This is a genomic window from Blastococcus saxobsidens (assembly GCF_002938435.1).
Lineage (GTDB): Bacteria > Actinomycetota > Actinomycetes > Mycobacteriales > Geodermatophilaceae > Blastococcus > Blastococcus saxobsidens.
Window position 1 is genome coordinate 105,930 of record NZ_POQT01000002.1, and the last position, 19,884, is coordinate 125,813.

Here is a 19,884-nt window from a genome sequence, read left to right on the forward strand (position 1 = left end):
TCCGCGTTCAGCCCTCGACGGGCGCGATGCGGCCCTCGACGGCGGCCAGCGCGATGTCGGTGCGCCAGTGCGCGTCGGCCAGCCGCACCCCGGCGACCCGCTCGTAGGCGGCCTGGCGGGCGGCGGCGAGGTCCTCGCCCACCGCGGTCACCGCCAGCACCCGGCCGCCGGCCGAGACCACGGTCCCGTCGGCGGTGAGCGCGGTGCCGGCGTGCAGCACGCCGTCGCCGTCGGCCCCCGTGATCGGATCACCCGTCCGCGGCGCCGCCGGGTAGCCCGGCGCGGCCACCACGACGGTGACCGCGGCCCCGGTGCGCCAGCGCAGCGGCGGGTGGTCGGCGAGCGCGCCGGTGGCCGCGGCGTGCAGCAGCCCGCCCAGCGGCGTCTCCAGCAGGGGCAGCACCACCTGGGTCTCCGGGTCGCCGAAGCGCGCGTTGAACTCCACCACCCGCACCCCGCGCGAGGTCAGGGCCAGCCCCGCATAGAGCAGGCCGCTGAACGTCTCACCCCGGCGGGCCATCTCGTCGACGGTGGGCTGCAGGACCGTCGCCAGGACCTCCTCCACCAGGCCGGGGGGCGCCCAGGGCAGCGGCGCGTACGCGCCCATGCCGCCGGTGTTGGGGCCGGCGTCGCCGTCGTCGCGGCGCTTGTGGTCCTGGGCCGGCACCAGCGGCAGCACGGTGGTCCCGTCGGTGACGGCGAACAGCGACACCTCGGGCCCGTCCAGGTACTCCTCGACCAGCACCGACCCCCCGGCGTCCAGCACGGAGCGGCCGTGGGCGACGGCGGCCTCCCGGTCCCCGGTGACGACGACACCCTTGCCCGCGGCCAGGCCGTCGTCCTTGACGACGTACGGGGCGCCGCCGGTGGCCGCCGCGACCTCGTCGAGCGCGGTCTCCAGCTCCGCTGCGCCGCCGACGGCCCACGAGCGGGCGGTGGGGACGCCGGCCGCGGTCATGACGTGCTTGGCGAAGGACTTGCTGCCCTCGAGCTGGGCGGCCTGCGCGGACGGGCCGAAGCAGGCGATGCCCGCGTCGCGCACGGCGTCGGCCGCCCCGGCCACGAGGGGCACCTCCGGCCCGATGACGACGAGGTCGGCCCGCCAGTCCCGCGCCAGGCCGGCGACGGCGTCGGGATCGGAGAGGGTCGGCGCCGCACCACTCTCGGGCGGTGGGGCGATCACCTGCGTCCCCGCATTCCCGGGTGCGCACGCGAGGGCGCTCACCGCGGGGTCGGACTGCAGAGCCACGCACAGGGCGTGCTCCCGGGCACCGGAGCCGATCACCAGCACGCGCACGAGCGGCGACCCTACCGACCCCGGCCGGCGGAGGTCCGCGGGAACCGGGGAGGAGGTGCGTCCGGCTGCGAGACGGACGGGTTCCAGCGATGGTCACGACGGGCCCGAACCCCAGCAGTCCCAGACACATCAGGTGATTTGGACCACATTTGTCCTGAAGCGTCGCAGGTCAGGAAGACGGACTACTGATCGTGCGCAATCAGTTCCCTTCAGTTCGCCCCCGATTCATCCGATTCCTGTGTTGTGGACGCCATGCGCGCGACCGAGTCGCTGGCCACCAGGCCCGCGACACGCCTTCCCCGGCCCGTCGTCATCGGACACCGCGGAGCCCCGGCCTACCGGCCGGAGCACACCGCGGCGAGCTTCGAGCTGGCCATCGACCTCGGAGCCGAGCTGATCGAGCCCGACGTGGTGGTCAGCCGCGACGGCGTGCTCGTCGTCCGGCACGAGAACGAGCTCTCGCTGTCCACGGACGTGGCCGAGCACCCGGAGTTCGCCGACCGCCGCACCCGCAAGGAGGTGGACGGGCAGCTCTGCACGGGCTGGTTCACCGAGGACTTCACCTACGCCGAACTGCGCACCCTGCGCTCGGTCGAGCGGATGCCGGCGCTGCGCCCGACCAACACCGCCTACGACGGCCGGTTCGGCATCCTCACCCTCGCCGAGGTCGTCGAGCTGGCGCGCTGCCGCTCGACCGCCGACCGGCAGGTGCGCGTGCTCGCCGAGCTCAAGCACCCCGAGTGGTGGGACGCCCTGGGCATGCCGATGGCGGAGCTGGTCTCCGCCGAGCTGCGCCGGCTCGGCGCGGACCGCGCGGACGGCACGGTCGTCGTCCAGGCCTTCGACCCCGCCGTGCTGCGCGACCTGCGTGCCCGCCTGGGTGACGGCAGCCCGCAGATGGCCCAGCTCGTCGACGACACCCGCACCGGGGACGCGATGGTGACCCCGTCGGGCCTCCGCGAGATCTCCACCTACGCGCAGGCGATCGCGCCGAGCCGGGAGCGGGTGCTGGCCAGCGCCGCCTCCGCTCCGCGCACCAGGCACCTGGTCGCCCAGGCGCACGCCGCCCAGCTCGCCGTCTACTGCTGGACGCTGCGCGCCGAGAACGCCTACCTGCCGGAGCACCTGCGTCGCGGCGACTCGCCCAGCGACCTCGGCGACGCCGTCGGCGACGCGCTGCAGCTGCTCGCGCTCGGTGTCGACGGGCTGATCACCGACTCCCCCGACCACGCCGTCCGCGCGCGGACCGCGCTCACCGCCCAGCTGGTCTGAGTAGCGACGCTCAGCGCGGCCGGCGTCGAGCGCGGGGCGGGGAGCTGCCCGCGGGGGCATGGCCGCTGCGGACCGGGGACCGCTTCGGCCGCGGCGGGCGGCGGAGCTCCGTTCAGTCGATGACGTGATGGACGACGACATCCTCGTCGCGCCCGGGGCGCACGCCGGTCACGCTGACCACGGCTCCCGAGAGCTCTCCGGACGCCGCACGCAGGTATCCACCCACGGTGAGGTCGTCGACCTGGCCTGCTCCCGATCGACGGACGGACGATAGCTTCGGGTCTCGGCCGAACTCGAGCATTCCGGCTGGTCCGCCGAGCAGGGACTGCCCGTGGCGGAGGCCGGTCAGCGAGGAGCTCCGCCGACCCGGGGCGACGCACGAGCAGGGGCCGGTCATGCTCCAGTCGTCCGAGCTCGTCGTTCTGCGCCGATTCGCGGCTCGGCCAGCGTGAGCACGGACCGCAGGCGGACACCTGGTGGACGACTCCGCCGAGGGCGACCGCAGGGTGATCCCGGCCCCGCAGCGGAAGCCTTTCCCCTGCGCACAGGGGCCGGTCCGCTCGGCCGGCGATACCCCTGGACCGGTGTCGCCGCCGTGTCCAGCAAGCTCTCCGCGGCCACGGGGTCGCGAGAGCGACCCGCTCCACGCCGCACGGCGGACCGCGCACACCGGCGCCGACCTGCTCACCGACAGGCAACGCCAGCGCCTGACGGCGCTGTGCGCCGCCAGGAACCACCTGCGGGCACCGTCCTGGATCTGGACGACACGATGCGAGAGACCCACGGCTACGCCAAGCAGGGCGCCGGCTACGGCTACAACAAGGTCAAGGGCCTCAACGCGCTACTGGCCACGATCTCCATCCCGATCGCGGCGCCGGCAATCGGCGCCGCCAAGCTGCGCAAGGGCGCGGTCAAGTCCGCCCGCGGAGCGGGGAAGCTGCTGGGCGAGGCGCTGGGCACTGCCCGGGCCTGCGGCGCCGGCGGCCCCGATCGCAGCGGGCTGGTGCTGGTGCGCGCAGACTCGGCGTTCTACTGCCACGACGTCATCGCCGCCGCCAGCCGCGGTGGGGCCCGGTTCTGGATCACCGCCCGGATGGGCGCCGCGGTGCGCAAGGCGATCGCCGCCATCGATGAGTCGGCGCTCCGTGCGGCGGTTGCGGCTGCACCTGCCCCGCGACCGGCCGTGGGAACACGCCTGGACCCCGCTGTTCGGCGCCACGCTCGGCCCACCGGCAGCGGCCTGACCCGACCACCGCCCTACCGGGCCCGACCGGAGACCGACCGTGGAAGAGCCGGACAGAGCGGCGGCTGATCCACGCCCCGATCAGGCAATCAAGATCGAATCATGGACCGGCGGACGCGACCACCATCGATGGTGGATCGAGGCTGGAGCCGGTGGCTTCCGCCCCCGGCTGCACAGCAATTGCGAAGAGCCGTGACACCTCCGTCGTGGACGGGCCGAGGAAATGCTTGGAGAATGCACCCCGAATTGCTCGGGAGCCTGCTTTATTTGATTGATTGCTGCGGCGCCGGCGTCGTTTGCCGTATTCCTCGCGCTTCTGCGCCTCCCGACCGTGCGCCGTGCGCCGAGCGGCCGAAGCCCCGGTCGGGCACGGACGGTGCGACCGAGGCAATGATGTGGGCCCCCGGCGGACCACCCCTGTGACCCAGGCAATAAAATGGTCCCAGGACGTGCTGGTTCTCACAGGCCAGAGCGCAGATAATCCACAAAGAAGCGCCTATGCTAAGTGCCAGGACTTAACGAAAGCATCAAGCGAGGAGAATGAAAGTGACCAGCACCACCGGCATCCACGGGCAGACCACTATCGCTACCTGGCCTCAGACCCAGTGGCCTCGGATGCAGCGGGCGCTCGCCGGCCAGGTCGCCCTCGTCCGCAGCGCGATGGCCGCCGCCCACGCTTACGAGTACGCCCGGACCGACGCGGCACGGCGTCAGGTCATGGCCGACTTCATCGGGAGCGTTCGCTGAGCTGACGCGTCCCCAGCGATGGCGCTCGTCAGACATAGGCCGGCGGGTTCTCCAAGGTCGCCGGGTGGAACAACTCCTCCGGGGTGAGTGCCCGCGAGGCCACCCCCTGCTCCAGCGCATAACGCAAAAACGTCTGCAGCGTGTGGGCGTTGCTGTCGTCGAGGCCGTAGTGCCACGGGTCCGGGCCGAGCAGGGCGCGCTCCTCCTCCTGAAGCGCCCGGAGCCAGGCGAGGCTCACCGTCCGCGGGTCCTGCAACCGACGCATGGCCGTGGCCTTCGCCGCGTCGAAAGCGTCCATGAGGTTGCGCGGTAGCCATGGGTACCGCTCGGCCACGTCGGCACGGATGGCGACAACGTGCATGATGGGGAAGATTCCCGTACTGCGGTAGTAGTCCTGCTCGGCCTGGCGCGGATCCGGGAAGATCCGGCGGATCGTCGGTTCCCCCGCCAGCACGGGCCCGGGCAGTTCCGGATAGATCAGGCCCGCGACGTCCCCATTGACGCACCCGTTGACGACGTCCTCGCCGGGGGTCACCGTCTCGAGGCTCAGCCCGGGCGGCAGCTCCAGGGGCACGTCCTCGCCGTCCTGGGCGATCCACCGGACCGCGGTGAGGTCCATGCCGTGGTGTTCGGCGAGGATGCCGCGCAGCCAGACCCCGGCGGTCGTCTGCCAGCTGCGCACGCCGACGGTCCGACCGGCGAAGTCCGCGGCCTCGGTGACCCCTGCAGCCGCGGACACGAAGGCGTAGCCGTGCCGGAACCGGCGGTGCGGAAAGACCGGGATGGCGACGAGGTCGTCCTCTCCGCGGCTGCGCTTGGCGACGAAGGACCCCAGGGACATCTCGGCGATGTCGAACTCGTGGTGCTTGAGCATCCGCCAGTGGCGCTGCGGAGAGGGGTAGGTCATCGTCACGAGGTCGACGCCCTTCGGCGTGACGACACCGTCGACCAGTGGTCGAGTGATGTCGTAGTCACCGCAGGCCATCACGAGCCGTACTGTGCTCACTGGTGAACTTCCTCGGGAGTCGTCGCGGTGTCGTCGGTCGGTCCGGAAACCAGCCGCTCCAGGGCCTCGCGGACCTGCGGATAGGAACCGCAGCGGCAGAGATTGCCCGCGAGTTCGTCGACCAGGTGGTCGACGGACGCTTCGGGGTCGCGGTCGATGGCGGCCTGGGCGGCCAGTGCCATGCCCGGGATGCAGTACGAGCACTGGAACGCCCCGGCGTCGACGAAGGCCTGCTGCGCCGACGAGATGGCCGAGCAGCTCGTGGCCGCAAGACCTTGCGGGGTGGTCACCTGCCGCCCCTCGGCCATGACGGTCAGCAGCAGGCACGAACTCACCGCGTCCCCGTCGAGGAGCACCGTGCACGTGCCGCACACCCCGATGCCGCAGCAGTAGCGCACGCTCGTCGTTCCGCAGCGGTCGCGGAGCGTCTCCAGCAAGGTCTCGTCCGTGCGGACATCGAAGGCGCGGGTCCGGCCGTCCACCGCTACCTCGACGGGCCTCGACTCAGTTCTTTCGGTCATCGGCTTGCTTCTCCCGGAGGGCTCGGAGAACCTTCTCGGCCGTGACGGGCAGGTCCCGGATCCGTACGCCCACGGCGTCGTGCACGGCGTTGGCGACGGCGGGCGCCATGGGCGGCACCGTGCTCTCGCCGATCCCGTGCGGCTCGGCGTCCGGGTCGGCATCGCTGAGCACGGTGCTGCTCGTCAGGGGCACGTCGAGCAGCGAAGGAATCTGGTAGTCGGAGAGGTTCGGGTTGATCATCTGCCCGGCCTCGTAGAGGGTCTCCTCCATCACCGCCTGCCCGAGGCCGAACAGCATGCCGCCCTCGATCTGCTTGCGGGCTCGTTCGGCATCGATGAGGCGGCCGGCGTAGGTTGCGCCGTGCGCCCGCAGGACGTGCACCCGGCCGGTCTCGGTGTCGACCTCGACCTCCACACCGACCACTCCCTGGTGGAAGTGCACGCTCACGTTCCCCTGACTGGTCTCGGGGTCCAGCCGGCCGGCACCCGGCGGGGTCTCGTAGCGGCCGGTGCCGACGAGTTCCCCGGCACCCGAGCTGCGCACCACGTCGGCGTAGGTCATCCGCTGGGCAGGATCGCCAGGCGAGCTGACGCAGCCGTCGCGGTGCACGACCTGGTCAGGGGTGATGCCCCAAGGCTGAGCGACCTGCTGGGCGATGCAGGCGCGCAGGTCCGAGGCCGCACGTTCGACGGCGAGCCCCGTAGCGAAGGTGGTCCGGCTGGAGCTCGTCGTCTGGTCGAACGGTGTCCAGCCGGTGTCCGGCCAGGAGACCGACACGTCCTCTGCAGGCATGTCGAGACGGCGGGCCGCCATCTCGGCCAGGGAAGCCGCTGCTCCCTGGCCCATCTCCACCGCGCTCGTCCGCACTGCCACCTGCCCCTCGGCGTCGACCTGGACCTGTGCCTCCGAGCGGGTCGGCGTGCGCGTCGTCTTCAGGACGGCCGCGACGCCGCGTCCGCGCCGGCGGGTGCGGGTGCGGGTGGAGGAAGTGGGCGGCGCGTCGGCGGTCAGCGCGTCGTCGACGGCGGTGAGCAGGTCCACGTAGTGCATCTCGTGCATGACGTCGCCGGTGGCGAAGGCGTCGCCGTCGCGCAGGAGGTTGCGCCGACGCCACTCCACCGGATCCACGCCCAGCTCGGCGGCGATCTCGTCGGCGGCGCTCTCGTGGGCCCAGCAGACCTGCCCGGTCATCGCGCCCCGGAACGGCCCGGTGGGAACGGTGTTGGTGTAGCGGGCCACCGAGCGGGCCAGCACGTGCGGGATCCGGTACGGCCCGGGCGAGCGGATCATGCCGGTGCGGCTGGACCGTGGCGTCTGGAGCGCGTAGGCGCCGGAGTTCCAGACGATGTCTATGATCCGCGCCACCAGCAGGCCGTCCTCGTCGACACCCGTCGTCATGGTGACGGTCGCGGCGTGCTTGGACGCGCTCTGGAAGACTTCGTCGCGGCGCAGCTCCATGCGGACCGGCGCCCCGACAGCGCGGGAGGCCAGCGCGACCAGCCCCTCCAGCCGGAGGTCGATCTTGGAGCCGAAGGCCCCGCCGAGGCTGTCTCCGCGCACCCGCACCCGGTCGGGATCGAGCCGGAACATGGTGGCCAGTCGCTGTCGCACCACATAGGGGGACTGCGTGCCGGTCCACACCTCCAGCGAGCCGTCGGGCAGCCAGGCGCCGGTCGCGCTGTGCGGCTCCATCGGCACGTGGTTCTGGGCCGGGGACGTGTAGGTGGCCGTGTGCACGTGTGCGGCGGTTGCCATGGCCCGCTCGGCGTCGCCGTGCACCAGGGTCCACGTACCGCTGTCGTTGTTCGGCCACTCGTCGTGAAGTTGCGGCGCGTCCGGCGCACCGGCCAGCACCGGATCGACGACGTGGGGCAGCTCCTCGATGTCCACCCACACCTGGGCGGCCGCCGCCTCCGCGGTAGCGCGGGAATCGGCGATGACCAGGGCCACCGGCTCACCGACGTAGCGCACCTTCCCGATGGCCAGGACCGGCTGATCGGCACGGTTCTCCCCGTACCACGGTGAGATCCCGTCGTCCGCGGCGACGTGCGAACCGTCGATGACCGCCACGACTCCGGGCACGGCCAGGGCGTCGGCGGCGTCGATGGAGGTGATCCGACCGTGGGGGGCGACGCTGCGCACGGCGACGGCGTGCAGCGTGCCCTCGATCCGCCGGTCCACCGCGAAGGTGAACGTGCCGCGGACGCGGTCGACGGCATCGCCGACGGCGCGCCGCGACAGCGGCGCCGCGCCCGGGTTCAGTGCGGGACTCACGCTGCTCCCCCGTCCCCGGCAAGCTCCAGCAGGCTGCGACGCACCTGTACCCGGACCATCTCCCGTCGGTACCAGGCCGAGCCGCGGTGGTCGTCGATCGGGTCGACCAGCATCGCGTACTCCTCGGCGACCTCCTGGGCCACCTGCTCGTCGAGCGGCCGACCCAGCGCCGCCCGGGTGACCTCCGGCCAGCGCTGCGGGATCGCGGCGACGGCGCCGAGCACGACCTCCAGGGAGGCGAGCACGCCGTCCTGCAGACGTGCCGCGGTTGCCACTCCCACGCATGGGCGGTCCTCGGCCGACCGGCTGCAGAACTTGGTGTAGGACGCGTGGCTCCCCGGGCCGGCGGCCGGGACGTGCACCGCAGTGACCACCTCGCCGGTGCGCAGATCGGTGGTGAAGAAGTCGGTGAACATCTCCGCCGCCGGCACGATGCGCGCCGCCGTGCCGTCATCCACCTCGACGGTCGCGCCCAGGGATACCAGCACAGAGGGAGGGTCGGATGCGTAGTCGGACTCGGCCACGTTGCCGCCCGTCGTGGCCTGATTGCGGATCCGCGCGTTGCCGACCACGCCGGCGGCCGAGGCGAGACTGGGGGCGAGCTCCCGGACGTGTGCAGAACGGGCCACCGCCGACAGCAGTACGCCGCCGCCGATCCGCAGGCCCGTCTCGGTGCGGCGCACCTCCCGCCAGCCGGGTACATCGGTCACCCCGGTGAGGGAGATGAGATGCGTGGGGAAGATCAGCCGCTGCTGCAGCATCAGGACGACGGCGGTGCCGCCGCTGATGAACTTGGCGTCCTCGTGCTCGCGCGCCAGCGCGGCGGCTTCGCCGAGAGTCTCAGGTCGGAGGAACTTCACCGCGAAGTGCCCGCGTTCGCCGGCGGTGAGAGCCGGGACCGGCGGAAGCCACCCATGCCTGCCCTCCCGCACCGCGTGCCGTATACGTCCGTATGCATACTAGTGGCCATCCTTCCCCGGCACTAGCCCCCCGGCTCGCGTGGCGGTGCGGACTCCGGTCCGGTCTGCCGGAGCCGCGCGTGCACCGCCTCCGCCGAAAGGGGAAGCTGCTGGAGCCGCACGCCGCTGGCACGGGCGACGGCGTTGGCGATGGCCGGCGCGACTCCCAGGTTGCCGAACTCCCCCACCGCCTTGGCCCCGTACGGGCCGGTGCCCGATTCGCCTGCCACGGACACGATGCGCAGGGGAGGCACGTCGGGCGACGTGGGCAGCTTGTAGTCGCCGAGCGTGCCGCACATGATCTGGCCGCCCTCGACCGGCAGCTCCTCCATGAGCGCTCCGCCGAGCCCGTAGACGAAGCCGCCTTCCAGTTGACCCCGGTGTGCCAGGGGACTGATCACCGTTCCGGTGTCTGCGGCCAGGACCGCCTCGACGACGCGGATCTGGCCCGTTTCCTCGTCCACCTCGACCTCCACCGCGAGCGCCCCGTAGGCGCCGCAGTCCTCGTCCGCCGGTGCCACCACCTCCTGCGCCACCTCGACCGGGAACACCGCCCCAGGTTCCGCTATGAGCCGCGACAGCTCGGTCGCGGCGAGTCGCGTCGCCTCACCGAGGACCCGGGTCACCCGGCTGGCTCCGGCCCCGGAATCGAAAAGAGCCTCCGCGGTCGGTTGCTGGACGACCTCCACCTGCCGCTCCGGGATGCCCATCGTCGCGGCCGCGACCCGCGCGATCATCGTCACCGTGCCGCCGCCCTGGTCGGCCGCTCCCGTGATCACCTGGATGCGGTCCGGGCTCAGCGCCCGCATCACCACGCCGCCTCTCCCGGTGCCGCCCTTCCGGCGGTAGAGGGCGACCCCCACTCCGCGACCCGGCGAGCGGACACCGGACCAGTCGATCCCGTCAGCGGCCCGTAGGAGGACCTGGTCGATGACCGCTGCCGTCTCGCTGGGATCCTGCCCTTCCGTCTTCCCACCGGCCAGGTTCTTCCGCCGCAGCTCAACGGGGTCGATCCCCAGCTCGCTCGCGATCATGTCGACGTGGGATTCGCCCGCGAAGATGGCCTGCACGTCCCCCGGAGCACGCATGTGCCCGCCGGGCGCCGCGTTCGTGTAGACCGCGGTGAGCCGGTGGTGAGTGGCGGGGACGGAGTACGCGGACATGGTGTCCACGCCACCGTGGGGAACGAGATGCGCGTTCGCCTTCGCCGCCCCGTAGGCCCCACCGTCGAACAGCACCTCGGCCGAGTGCGCGACGAACGTGCCGTCCCGTGTGACCCCGGTGCGAAGGGTGAGCTCGGTGGCGTGCCGGGGGGCCGTGGAGCTCAGGTCCTCCAGGTAGGACATGATCGAACGCACCGGCCGCCCGGTCTCGCGCGCCAGGTAGAAGCAGACGTACTCGTCGAGCGAGAAGCCCTTCCCCCCGAAATCCCCGCCGATGAACTTGTTGTAGACGACGATCTTGTCCACCGGGTGACCTGTGGCGGCGGCCATCTGCTGCCGGAGGCCGAACGGGGCCTTGTTGGTCGAGATCACATGGCAGACGTCGTCGTCGAACCAGACGATCGCCGCGTGGGGTTCGATGTAGCCCTGATGCTGCCGAGGGGTCCGGAAGGTGTGCTCGAAGACGTGGTCCGCCCGGCCGAAGGCGGCTGCCAGCTCCTCGGCCCCGGCGCCGACAACCAGTTCGCCCTGGATGTTCGGATGGGCAGGAGCGTGACGGGCGCCCTGCACGAGCCGGTACGCCTCGGCTTCGGGATGGAGGACCGGCGCGTCGGGCGTCGTGGCCAGGCGCGGGTCGAGCAGCGTCGGCAACTCCTCGTACTCCACGTCGATGAGTCGCACCGCCTCCTCCGCTGCCTGGCGGGTGTCGGCGGCCACGGCGGCGACCCGCTGCCCCATGAACCGGACCCGGTCCGACGCGAGCACAGGCATGTCGCGGAGCTGACGTCCGTAGCGCACGTCCCCGATGTCCGCCGCCGTGAGCACCGCACGGACCCCCGGGACCTGCTCGGCTGCCGTCGTGTCGATCCGCACGATCCGGGCATGCGCGACGCCGCTCCCGAGACAGGCGGCATGGAGTTGCCCAGGGAGGGCGTGGTCGGCTGTGTACCGGGCGTGGCCGGTCACCTTCAGGGGCCCCTCGTGCCGGACTTCAGGGATCGCGAAGGGCAGGTTGGTGGTCACGTGGCGCTCTCCGAGACGAGTCGCTGGAGCAGTCTGCGCGTGCTGATGCGGGCCATCTCCCGCTTGTAGTCCCCCGACCCGCGTGCGTCGCTGACCGGGTCGAGAGCCTCGGGAACCAGGTCGGCGGCGGCGGCGAGACCGGCGACGTCCGTACCGCCGCCGACCAGAGCGGACTCGGCCTCGCGGCACCTCTGGGGTGTCGATCCTCCCCCTGCCACCGCGATGCGCGCCGTGTCGATGCACCCGTCGACGACCGTCAGTCCGGCCGCGACCGAGATCGTCGCGTAGTCGTCCTGGGTCCGAGGCAGGAACTTGAGATAGCCCGCGATCACCCCGAGCGACGCCGGGGGGAGGTGGACCGAGGTGAGGATCTCGTCCGGGTCGACGACCGTCTCGAAGAAGTCGACGAACAGTTCGGCGACAGGGACCTCCCGCGTCCGCGTGGGCCCGGTGAGCCGCGCGACGGCGTCGTACACCATCAGCATCGGCGGCAGGTCCTGGCTCGGGTCGGCGTGGACGAGAGTCCCGCCGACCGTGGCCTGGTTCCGGATCCGCACCGTCGCCACCTGGTGTGCCGCCTCGGCCAGTCCCGGGGCCAACCTGCGCACCGGCGGGATGGTCTCGACCTGCCGGAGCGTCGCCATGGCACCGAGCGTGATCCCGTCCCCGGAGTTCCCCTCGATGCCGCAGAGTTCCGGCACGCCGGCGAGCCCGACGACGTGCTGGGGCTCGGCCAGGCCGAGCCGTGCGAGCGTCATGAGCGACGTGCCACCCGCGAGGATCGCGCCGTCCTCGCCGAGATCGGCGATGAGCTGGGCAGCCTCTGCCACCGTCCCGGGCCTGTGGTACCGGAACGGGCGCATCAGTCGGACTCCCCCTGGCCGGCCTTGGCGGCCTGGAGGACGGCGGCGACGATGGAGTAGTAGCCGGTGCACCGGCAGAGGTTGCCCGTCATCCACTCCCGGACCTCCTCGGCTGCGGGGTCCGGGCATTCGCGGAGGAGGGCCGTCGCCGCGACCACCTGCCCCGGTGTGCAGATGCCGCACTGGAAGCCGCCGCACTCCATGAATGCGGTCTGGACCGGCGTCAGTGTGCCGTCCTCCGCCGCGAGCCCCTCCACCGTCGTGACCGCGCGTCCCTGGACCATTCCGACGGGCACGATGCAGGACGACATCAGTTTCCCGTCGACCAGCACGCTGCACGCGCCGCAGACGCCTACTCCGCAGCCCTCCTTGGCCCCGGTCAGTGCCAGATCCTCGCGCAGCACCTCCAGCAGCGAGCGCGAAGGGGCGGTGGTGACCTCCTGGGAGATCCCGTTGACGGAGAGGGTGATTCTTTCGCTGGTATCGGACAACTGGGTCTTCCTTCCTAGCGCCGGACGACGCGGCGAACGCTTCGTCAGGAGGCGTCCAGGATTGCTGGTTCATCGCTGCGGAGCAGCGCACAGCCCTGCTCGACATCGACGACGGTGGCGTACTTGAGGTGCATGTCGAACAGGCTCGCCTTGTGGGAGAGCGGACTGCGGTCGAACGTGGCGTCCTCGACCACGACGACGTCGAACCCGAGCGAGTAGGCGTCGACGACCGTGGCTCGGACGCACCCACTGGTTGTCTCGCCGCACACGACCAGCGCATCGACCCCTGCCCGGCGGAGCACCGTGTCGAGCGTCGTGCCGAAGAACGCGCTCGCACGGTCCTTCGCGATGACGACCTCTCCATCGACCGGGGTCAGCGGGTCGACGATGCGGTCGGCCCAGTCCGCCGGAAGGCCTTCGCTGCCGGCCGCGATGGAGGTGAGCGCCCGCAGCGTCGTCGTGGCGGCTGCTACGCCGGCGACCGTGTGGATGACGGGCACTCCTGCGGTCCGGGCGGTGCCCAGCAACGCGGTGAGCCCGGGCAGCGCGTCCCACGCCACGGAACCGCAGCTGGCGGGCGCCTCGGCGATCGCCTCGGCCAGCGGCGCCGGCCGCGTGCCGAACGCGCGGTTGTACAGGTCGATCATCACCAGGGCGCGCCTGCCCCGCACGGGACGGGGACCGGCATACCCGCGCGCGACCAGGCGCTCCTCGTCACCGAGCACGTCGTCCCAGCAATGCTCCGTACCGTTGGTCCTCACTACAGCGGGACGTCGAGCAGGACGACGAACAGTCCGTAGAGGAAGGCCCACGACCCCAGTGTCACCAGCACGCTGCGCAGCCAGCTCTCTCGAGCGAGCAGCCGGAGGAAGAACAGCAGGGCCACCGGGATCGCCACCACGAAGCCGACCAGCCAGGCCAGCGCGACGAAGCCCACGGCCCACAGCCCGAAGGCGGTCTGCCTCAGCAGGACCTGCCGGCCGGACATCTCTTGCTCCTCCTCCTGCTCGGCCGCCAGCTCGGCTGCCTGCGTCCGGGTACGGGCCTCCTCCAGCACCGATGTGTGGCCGGTCGTGGCGGCGGCCGGATCGACGGTCACCGGATCCGGGGAGGGCGCACTCACCGCCCGCTGGCGGCGTCCGCCGGTGACCGACACGAGCGTGGAGCGGATCCGCACTGCAGCCCCGGGCAGCGCATCGAGGAAGAGTTGCAGGGTCAGTGCCCCGACCACGGGGATGCCGATCAACAGCGGCATCGTCGCCGCCTCGTTCTCGATGTCGAACGCCTGGACGACGATCGCCGCGGAGAACACGAGCAGCAGGGCGTCGAAGATGATCCGGCCCGGCTGACGGGGCGCGCTGGCCAGCTCCTCGTCGTCCTCACCTTCCACCGAGGCGCGCTCCGCCGACCGTGCCCGCCGATATGCCTGCCAGGCGGCAAAGAGGAGGACGAGGGCGCAGACCGTGACCAGGACCGCCGAGATGGGTCGGGTCAGGAGCGGCATGGGCGAGCCGAAGGTGGCCACCATCTGGTAGTAGGACCGCTCGACCAGCTCGCCCAGGACCAGAGCGATGATGAGCGCCACGCGAGAGAAGCCGTACCGGCGCATGGCATAGCCGACGTAGCCGAACACCAGGGCCACGACGACGTCGAGGATCTCCAGCCCGATCGTGTAGGACCCGACCAATGCTGCTACCGCGATCAGCGGGGTGAACAGGCCGGGCCTCAGCGCCGTGAGCTTCGTCGCGTACCGCGCCACCGCATAGACCACGATGGGGGCGACGAACTTGGCCGCGACCATGCCGATGACGAGGGTGTACACGAGGTCGATGTGCTCGATCATGAGGGTCGGGCCGGCTGGGATGCCCTGCATGATCAGCGCCCCGAGCAGGATCGCCATCCCGACCGTTCCGGGGATGCCGAAGGCCACGGTCGGCAGGAGTGATCCGCCCTCCTTGGCATCGTTCGCCGATTCCGCGGCGATGACGCCTTCCACGGCGCCCTTGCCGAACCGTTCCGGCGTCCGTGAGGACTGCTTGGCGTGCGAATAGGCGAGGAAGCCGGAGACGGCACCGCCCACGCCGGGGATCACGCCGATGACCGTGCCGATGATCGACGCGCGGATCACGAGGAACCAGTGCCGGAAGGTGACTCGCACGCCCTCCCAGAAGGTCACCGGCTCGGACTTGTCCGCGAGCACCCGCGCGACGTGCGTGTCCGCCGCGCCCTGCTCGGCGATGCTCGTGCCCTTGCCGAAGAGCGCGAGCACCTCCGCACCGGCGAAGAGGCCGATGAGGACGGGGACGATGTTGACGCCGTCCCAGAGGTAGAACTGGTCGAAGGTGAAGCGCGGGCTGCCGGTGATCGGCTCCAGCCCGACGAATGCCAGCAGGAAGCCGACGGCTGCGGCCGCGAGCCCTTTGAAGGTGTTGCGGTCGGTGATCACGGCGATGACCGTCAGGCCGAGGATCGCCATCATCAGGAACTCGGGATAGGAGAAGGAGAGCACCAGGCTCTGCGCCGGCGGGATGAGCGCCAGCAGCACGGCAGTGCCGAACAACCCGCCGAGGACGGAAGCTGCGGTGGCGGCGCCGATGGCGGCGCCGGCCCGGCCCTGTTTGGCCATCGGATAGCCGTCGAACGTGGTGGCGGCGTTCTCGGGAGAGCCGGGGGTGTTCACGAGGATCGAGGTGAGCATTCCCCCGAAGCCGGCCGGGCTGTATGCGGCGATGAGGAACAGCACCGCGTCTTCGGGGTCCATGGTGAAGCTGATCGGGATGAGCAGCGCCAAGGCGACCGATCCGGCCATGCCGGGGAGGAAACCGATCAGCATGCCGAACAGCACGCCGGCCACGAGCAGCACCGGATTCGGCCATGCCATCAGGACCGACACCGCGCCCAGCAGTCCGTCGATCATCGGCGGGCCCCCACCCGGGAACGCGCTGGACCGAACTGCGGACGCTCAGAGGGAATGATCATCGCCTTCTCCATCGCATCAGGCACTCACCTGTCGGGGCCACCACGGTGGGGTCGGGGCCCGCACCGGTGGAGGTGCGGGCCCCGGTCGCTCAGCCTGCCGCTTCCTCGAGCACGTCCTCGTACTCGGCGAAGGTCTCCACCGTGTTCGACACGAACTCCGCGGCCTCTTCGCCGCTCGCCGGCACGACACGCAGGTCGGACTCCTCGGCCAACTGGAGGAACTCCTCGTTCTCCAGCGTGTTCATCAGCGCCTCCTCGAGAGGCTCGGCGATGCAGTCCGGAGTGCCCGGGGCGGTCACCAGGACGCGGTGCTGCTCCAGGACGTCGGCCAGCTCGGGGTGCCCCGTCTCGGCCGCCGTCTGGACGCCCTGCAGCTGTTCGTAGCCGACCAGCTCGGGCGTGATCTCCTCGGTGCCGAGGTAGAGGATCGGCTTCACCTCACCGGCCTCCATGAAGGGCAGGATGCTGCTGAGCGAGGCCACCGCGACGTCGGAGTCGCCGCGGCGGACCGCCAGGACGACATCCGAGGTGCCCTCGTGGAGGATGTACTCGGCCTCCACGCCGTACGCGTCGTAGGTGATGGTCTCGATCGGTGAGATGTCCTGACCCGCGTGCTTGACCGGACCGGCGGCGACGAGGTCCTCGATCGTCTCGATGTCGGAGTCCGCCGCGACCACGAACACCTGCGGGTCGGCGGTCGTCTGCCCGAGGTAGGCGAGGTTGGTCACGTCGAACCCCTCCTCCACGTTGCCGAGGATCTGGTTCACCGCGACATAGCCCGGTTCGGTGAACACCAAGGTGGTGCCGTCGGGCTCGGCCGAGTACACCGTGTTGATCGCGCGCATGCCACCACCGCCGGGCTGGTTCTCCACACGGACCGCAGCCTCGCCGCCCAGCTCCTCCTCGAGGAACGGGGCCAGCAACCGCGCCCACGCGTCGAACCCACCGCCGGCGGAGTAGGGGACCAGCAGCGTGACGTCCTCGCTGGGGTAGTTCTCGCACGCCGCCGGGTCACCCTCGGCCTGCGCGCCTCCTGCGCCGCTGTCGTCACCGCAGGCGGCGAGCGAGACCGGTAGCAGTGCCGCGGCCGCCAGAGCCGCCAGTCTGCCGGGACGGAGATGCCGTGCCTTCGTGCTGCTCATGTGCGCACTCCCGCTGTCGTTGAGCCGTTCACTGGACTCGCGTGCAGGTCGGCGTTCCGATGGTCAGCCGGTTCATGTTCACGTGTATCCACCTGCATACGCGCAAGAGTGAAGCGGAACACACCGCGGCGGTCAACCGCTGCATGCGTACCGAGACTGAACCGGGACATGGGGCGGGCCCGGCCGGGACAGGCGGCCGCGTTGCGCTGCTCGAGGAACATCGACCGGCCGCGGGCCGGCCCCTGGGAGGGCAACCGCCACGCATCCCCCCTCGTGCTCGTGCCGGCGAGTGCGGCTCGACTACGAGACCGCCTCCTCGAACAGCGCCTTGTACTCGGTGAAAACGTCGAAGGAGTCGGCGACCTGCTGCTGGATCTCATCGGCAGGTGCGTGGTCGATCACGAGGTCCGCCTCCCGGGCCTTCGCCTGGAATTCTGGATCGGCCAGCACGTCCTCGAAAGCATCGGCGAACGTCGTCTTGATGCATTCCGGGATGTTCGGAGGCGCGGACACTGCCCGGGCATATTGAAGAATCTTGTCCAGCTCCGGCTCCCCCTCGTCAGCAGCGTTCGGCACGCCCTCGAGGAATTCGCTGCCCGGCACGTCCGACGCCGGTTCCTCGCCGATGTAGAAGATCGGCTTCACCTGGCCTGCCTCGAGATATCCGAGGACACTGCTGAGCGAATTGGCGGCCAGGTCGGCGTCGCCCCGCCGCACGGCGAGGACGGAGTCGGACGTCCCCTCGTGGAGCACCGGTGTCGCCTCGACACCGAACTCTGCCAATGCGATGACCTCCGTCGTCTCGGCGCCCTCGACGGCGAAGTTCACCGGCGCCTCCGCCAGATCGTCGACGTTGCCGATGGCGGACTCCGCAGCCACGTAGAAGACGTGCGGGTCGGTCGTGAGCCGGCCGAGGAAGGTCATCTCCCTCATGTCGAAGCCCTCTTCCGTGCGCCCGATGATCTGGTTCAGGGCCATACTGCTGACGTCGCTGATGAGGATGGTGGTCCCGTCCGGTGGCCCGGAGTACACCTGGTTCACCCCTCGCATGGAGCCGCCACCCTCGATGTTCACGACCCGCACGGCAGCGTCTCCGGCGAGACGGTCCTCGAGATAGGGCGCCAGGAGCCGGGCCCAGGCGTCGAAGCCACCGCCCGCTCCGTACGGAACGACGAAGTCGATGTCCTCCGATGGGAAATCTGCGCATTCGTCCGCGGCTGCCGAGGTGTCCGACTCGCCTTGTCCACACGCGACCGTCAGCAGGAGGACGGATGCCAGAGCTGCGAGTCTGGTACCAGGCAAGACCACGGGAACCCCTCAGGTCATCGTATGCAGCCGTATGGCGACCGAGTGAAACGCATCTCACCTGGGACGTCAACGGCGATACGAAGACGCCGACTGCCGCACATGTGCGTCAGCCTCCGCAGCAATTCCAGCGACGAGAGACCGCGCCGGGATGCCGTCCGATCGACCCGCCGGTAGCTCCGGTGATCACACCAGGAGGGGTGCACGACCTGCTGCGGCGGCCACGTTCAGTCGATGAGGTCGTGGATGACGACGTTCTCGTCCCGGCCGGGACCGACGCCGATGACGCTGACCCGGGCCCCGGAGAGCTCCTCCAGCCGCCGCACGTAGGCCTGGGCGGTGGCCGGCAGCTCCTCGAAGCTCCGGCAGTGCCGGATGTCCTCGAACCAGCCCGGCATCTCCTCGAAGACCGGCTCGGCGTGGTGGAAGTCCGTCTGCGTCATGGGCATCTCGTCGTGCCGGACGCCGTCGATCTCGTAGGCCACGCAGATCGGCACGGTCTCCAGGCCGGAGAGCACGTCGAGCTTGGTGAGGAAGTAGTCGGTGATCCCGTTGACCCGGGTGGCGTAGCGGGCGACGACGGCGTCGAACCAGCCGCAGCGCCGGTCGCGGCCGGTGGTGACACCCACCTCGCCGCCGTGCTTGCGCAGGTACTCGCCCCACTGGTCGTGCAGCTCGGTCGGGAACGGACCGGAGCCCACGCGGGTCGTGTAGGCCTTGAGGATGCCGACGACCCGCTCGATCCGGGTCGGCCCGACGCCCGCCCCGACGGCGGCGCCACCGGCGGTCGGGTTGGACGAGGTCACGAACGGATACGTGCCGTGGTCGACGTCCAGCAGCGTGCCCTGCGAGCCCTCGAGGAGCACCCACTCGCCGGCGTCGAGCGCCTTGCCCAGGAGCAGCCGGGTGTCGACGATCCGGTGCTTGAGCTGCTCGGCGTACTGCGTGTACTCCTCGACGACCTCGTCGACGTCGATGGCCTTGCGGTTGTAGACCTTGACCAGGATCTGGTTCTTCTCCTGCAGCGTGCCCTCGAGCTTCTGCCGGAGGATCGAGAGGTCCAGCAGGTCCTGCACGCGGATGCCGACGCGGGCCACCTTGTCCCCGTAGGCGGGCCCGATGCCGCGGCCGGTGGTGCCGATCTTCCGCTTGCCCAGGAACCGCTCGGTGACCTTGTCCAGTGCCCGGTGGTGCGGCATGATCAAGTGCGCGTCGGAGGAGATGACCAGCCGCGAGGTGTCCACCCCCCGCTCCTCCAGCCCGGCGAGCTCCCGGATCAGCACCTCGGGGTCGATGACCACGCCGTTGCCGATGACCGGCGTGCAGCCGGGCGTCAGGATCCCCGACGGGATCAGGTGCAGCGCGTACTTCTCCCCGTCCGGGGTGATCACCGTGTGGCCGGCGTTGTTGCCACCCTGGTAACGGACGACGTAGGGAACGCGGCCGCCGAGGAGGTCGGTGGCCTTGCCCTTGCCTTCGTCGCCCCACTGGGCACCGATCAGGACGACAGCGGGCATCGGCTCCTGGTTCTCCTCGTTCGTCGGGTGCGCTTCCCGGCACCGGGTGGATGCCGGCCTACCGGCAGGCGGGCCAGGGGC

The 19,884-nt window shown here is 70.9% G+C and carries 15 protein-coding genes and 2 pseudogenes; 4 read left to right on the forward strand and 13 right to left on the reverse strand.

Annotated elements, in window-relative coordinates:
- Positions 1 to 7 precede the first annotated feature (7 nt).
- A complete protein-coding gene (gene purD / locus C5507_RS01820) occupies positions 8 to 1,297 on the reverse strand; it encodes a phosphoribosylamine--glycine ligase (RefSeq protein WP_104526830.1) in 1,290 nt (429 codons plus the stop codon).
- Between the two features lie 252 nt (positions 1,298 to 1,549).
- On the opposite strand from purD, the gene C5507_RS01825 reads away from it, so the two are divergent.
- From C5507_RS01825 to C5507_RS01845, 4 genes and pseudogenes are all read left to right on the forward strand, one after another.
- Positions 1,550 to 2,569 (forward strand): glycerophosphodiester phosphodiesterase family protein, encoded by a 1,020-nt coding sequence (locus C5507_RS01825; protein ID WP_104526831.1) that lies wholly within the window; start codon positions 1,550 to 1,552, stop codon positions 2,567 to 2,569.
- Positions 2,570 to 3,100: 531 nt separating this feature from the next.
- Positions 3,101 to 3,306 (forward strand): annotated as a pseudogene (locus C5507_RS01835) (ISL3 family transposase); the annotation flags it as partial.
- Between the two features lie 14 nt (positions 3,307 to 3,320).
- Positions 3,321 to 3,707 (forward strand): annotated as a pseudogene (locus tag C5507_RS01840) (IS1380 family transposase); the annotation flags it as partial.
- A gap of 651 nt (positions 3,708 to 4,358) precedes the next feature.
- On the forward strand, positions 4,359 to 4,559 hold the full coding sequence (locus C5507_RS01845) for a hypothetical protein (protein ID WP_104526833.1): 201 nt from the start codon (positions 4,359 to 4,361) through the stop codon (positions 4,557 to 4,559).
- 28 nt (positions 4,560 to 4,587) lie between these two features.
- On the opposite strand, the gene C5507_RS01850 is transcribed toward C5507_RS01845, so the two are convergent.
- The 12 genes from C5507_RS01850 to C5507_RS01905 all read right to left on the reverse strand — a co-directional run bounded on the left by C5507_RS01850 (position 4,588) and on the right by C5507_RS01905 (position 19,803).
- Positions 4,588 to 5,565 (reverse strand): substrate-binding domain-containing protein, encoded by a 978-nt coding sequence (locus tag C5507_RS01850; protein ID WP_104526834.1) that lies wholly within the window; start codon positions 5,563 to 5,565, stop codon positions 4,588 to 4,590.
- Positions 5,562 to 6,047 carry a (2Fe-2S)-binding protein gene (locus C5507_RS01855; RefSeq protein WP_207225856.1) on the reverse strand — a complete coding sequence of 162 codons (486 nt, stop codon included), beginning with the start codon at positions 6,045 to 6,047 and terminating at the stop codon, positions 5,562 to 5,564. The genes C5507_RS01850 and C5507_RS01855 overlap by 4 nt, the downstream gene beginning before the upstream one ends.
- A 22-nt stretch (positions 6,048 to 6,069) precedes the next feature.
- A complete protein-coding gene (locus C5507_RS01860) occupies positions 6,070 to 8,361 on the reverse strand; it encodes a xanthine dehydrogenase family protein molybdopterin-binding subunit (protein ID WP_158657457.1) in 2,292 nt (763 codons plus the stop codon).
- Entirely contained in the window at positions 8,358 to 9,221 is an 864-nt protein-coding gene (locus C5507_RS01865; protein ID WP_130504272.1) for an FAD binding domain-containing protein, read from the reverse strand. The genes C5507_RS01860 and C5507_RS01865 overlap by 4 nt, the downstream gene beginning before the upstream one ends.
- 122 nt (positions 9,222 to 9,343) lie before the next feature.
- A complete protein-coding gene (locus C5507_RS01870; protein ID WP_104526838.1) occupies positions 9,344 to 11,506 on the reverse strand; it encodes a xanthine dehydrogenase family protein molybdopterin-binding subunit in 2,163 nt (720 codons plus the stop codon).
- Positions 11,503 to 12,369, reverse strand: a complete 867-nt coding sequence (locus C5507_RS01875) for an FAD binding domain-containing protein (RefSeq protein ID WP_104526839.1) — start codon at positions 12,367 to 12,369, stop codon at positions 11,503 to 11,505. Before C5507_RS01875 ends, C5507_RS01870 begins: the two co-directional genes overlap by 4 nt.
- Positions 12,369 to 12,860 carry a (2Fe-2S)-binding protein gene (locus C5507_RS01880; protein ID WP_104526840.1) on the reverse strand — a complete coding sequence of 164 codons (492 nt, stop codon included), beginning with the start codon at positions 12,858 to 12,860 and terminating at the stop codon, positions 12,369 to 12,371. The genes C5507_RS01875 and C5507_RS01880 overlap by 1 nt, the downstream gene beginning before the upstream one ends.
- Before the next feature lie 44 nt (positions 12,861 to 12,904).
- Entirely contained in the window at positions 12,905 to 13,621 is a 717-nt protein-coding gene (locus C5507_RS01885) for a cysteine hydrolase family protein (protein WP_130504274.1), read from the reverse strand.
- Positions 13,621 to 15,777: a tripartite tricarboxylate transporter permease gene (locus C5507_RS01890; protein ID WP_104526842.1), complete on the reverse strand. Its 2,157-nt coding sequence runs from the start codon at positions 15,775 to 15,777 to the stop codon at positions 13,621 to 13,623. The genes C5507_RS01885 and C5507_RS01890 overlap by 1 nt, the downstream gene beginning before the upstream one ends.
- 151 nt (positions 15,778 to 15,928) lie before the next feature.
- Positions 15,929 to 16,981, reverse strand: a complete 1,053-nt coding sequence (locus C5507_RS01895; protein WP_104526843.1) for a Bug family tripartite tricarboxylate transporter substrate binding protein — start codon at positions 16,979 to 16,981, stop codon at positions 15,929 to 15,931.
- 300 nt (positions 16,982 to 17,281) lie between these two features.
- The gene (locus C5507_RS01900) at positions 17,282 to 18,289 is read right to left on the reverse strand and encodes a Bug family tripartite tricarboxylate transporter substrate binding protein (RefSeq protein WP_104526844.1); all 1,008 of its coding nucleotides are present in this window, start codon (positions 18,287 to 18,289) and stop codon (positions 17,282 to 17,284) included.
- Between the two features lie 224 nt (positions 18,290 to 18,513).
- Complete coding sequence (locus C5507_RS01905) at positions 18,514 to 19,803, reverse strand: adenylosuccinate synthase (protein ID WP_104526845.1); 1,290 nt, start codon at positions 19,801 to 19,803, stop codon at positions 18,514 to 18,516.
- Positions 19,804 to 19,884: the final 81 nt, after the last annotated feature.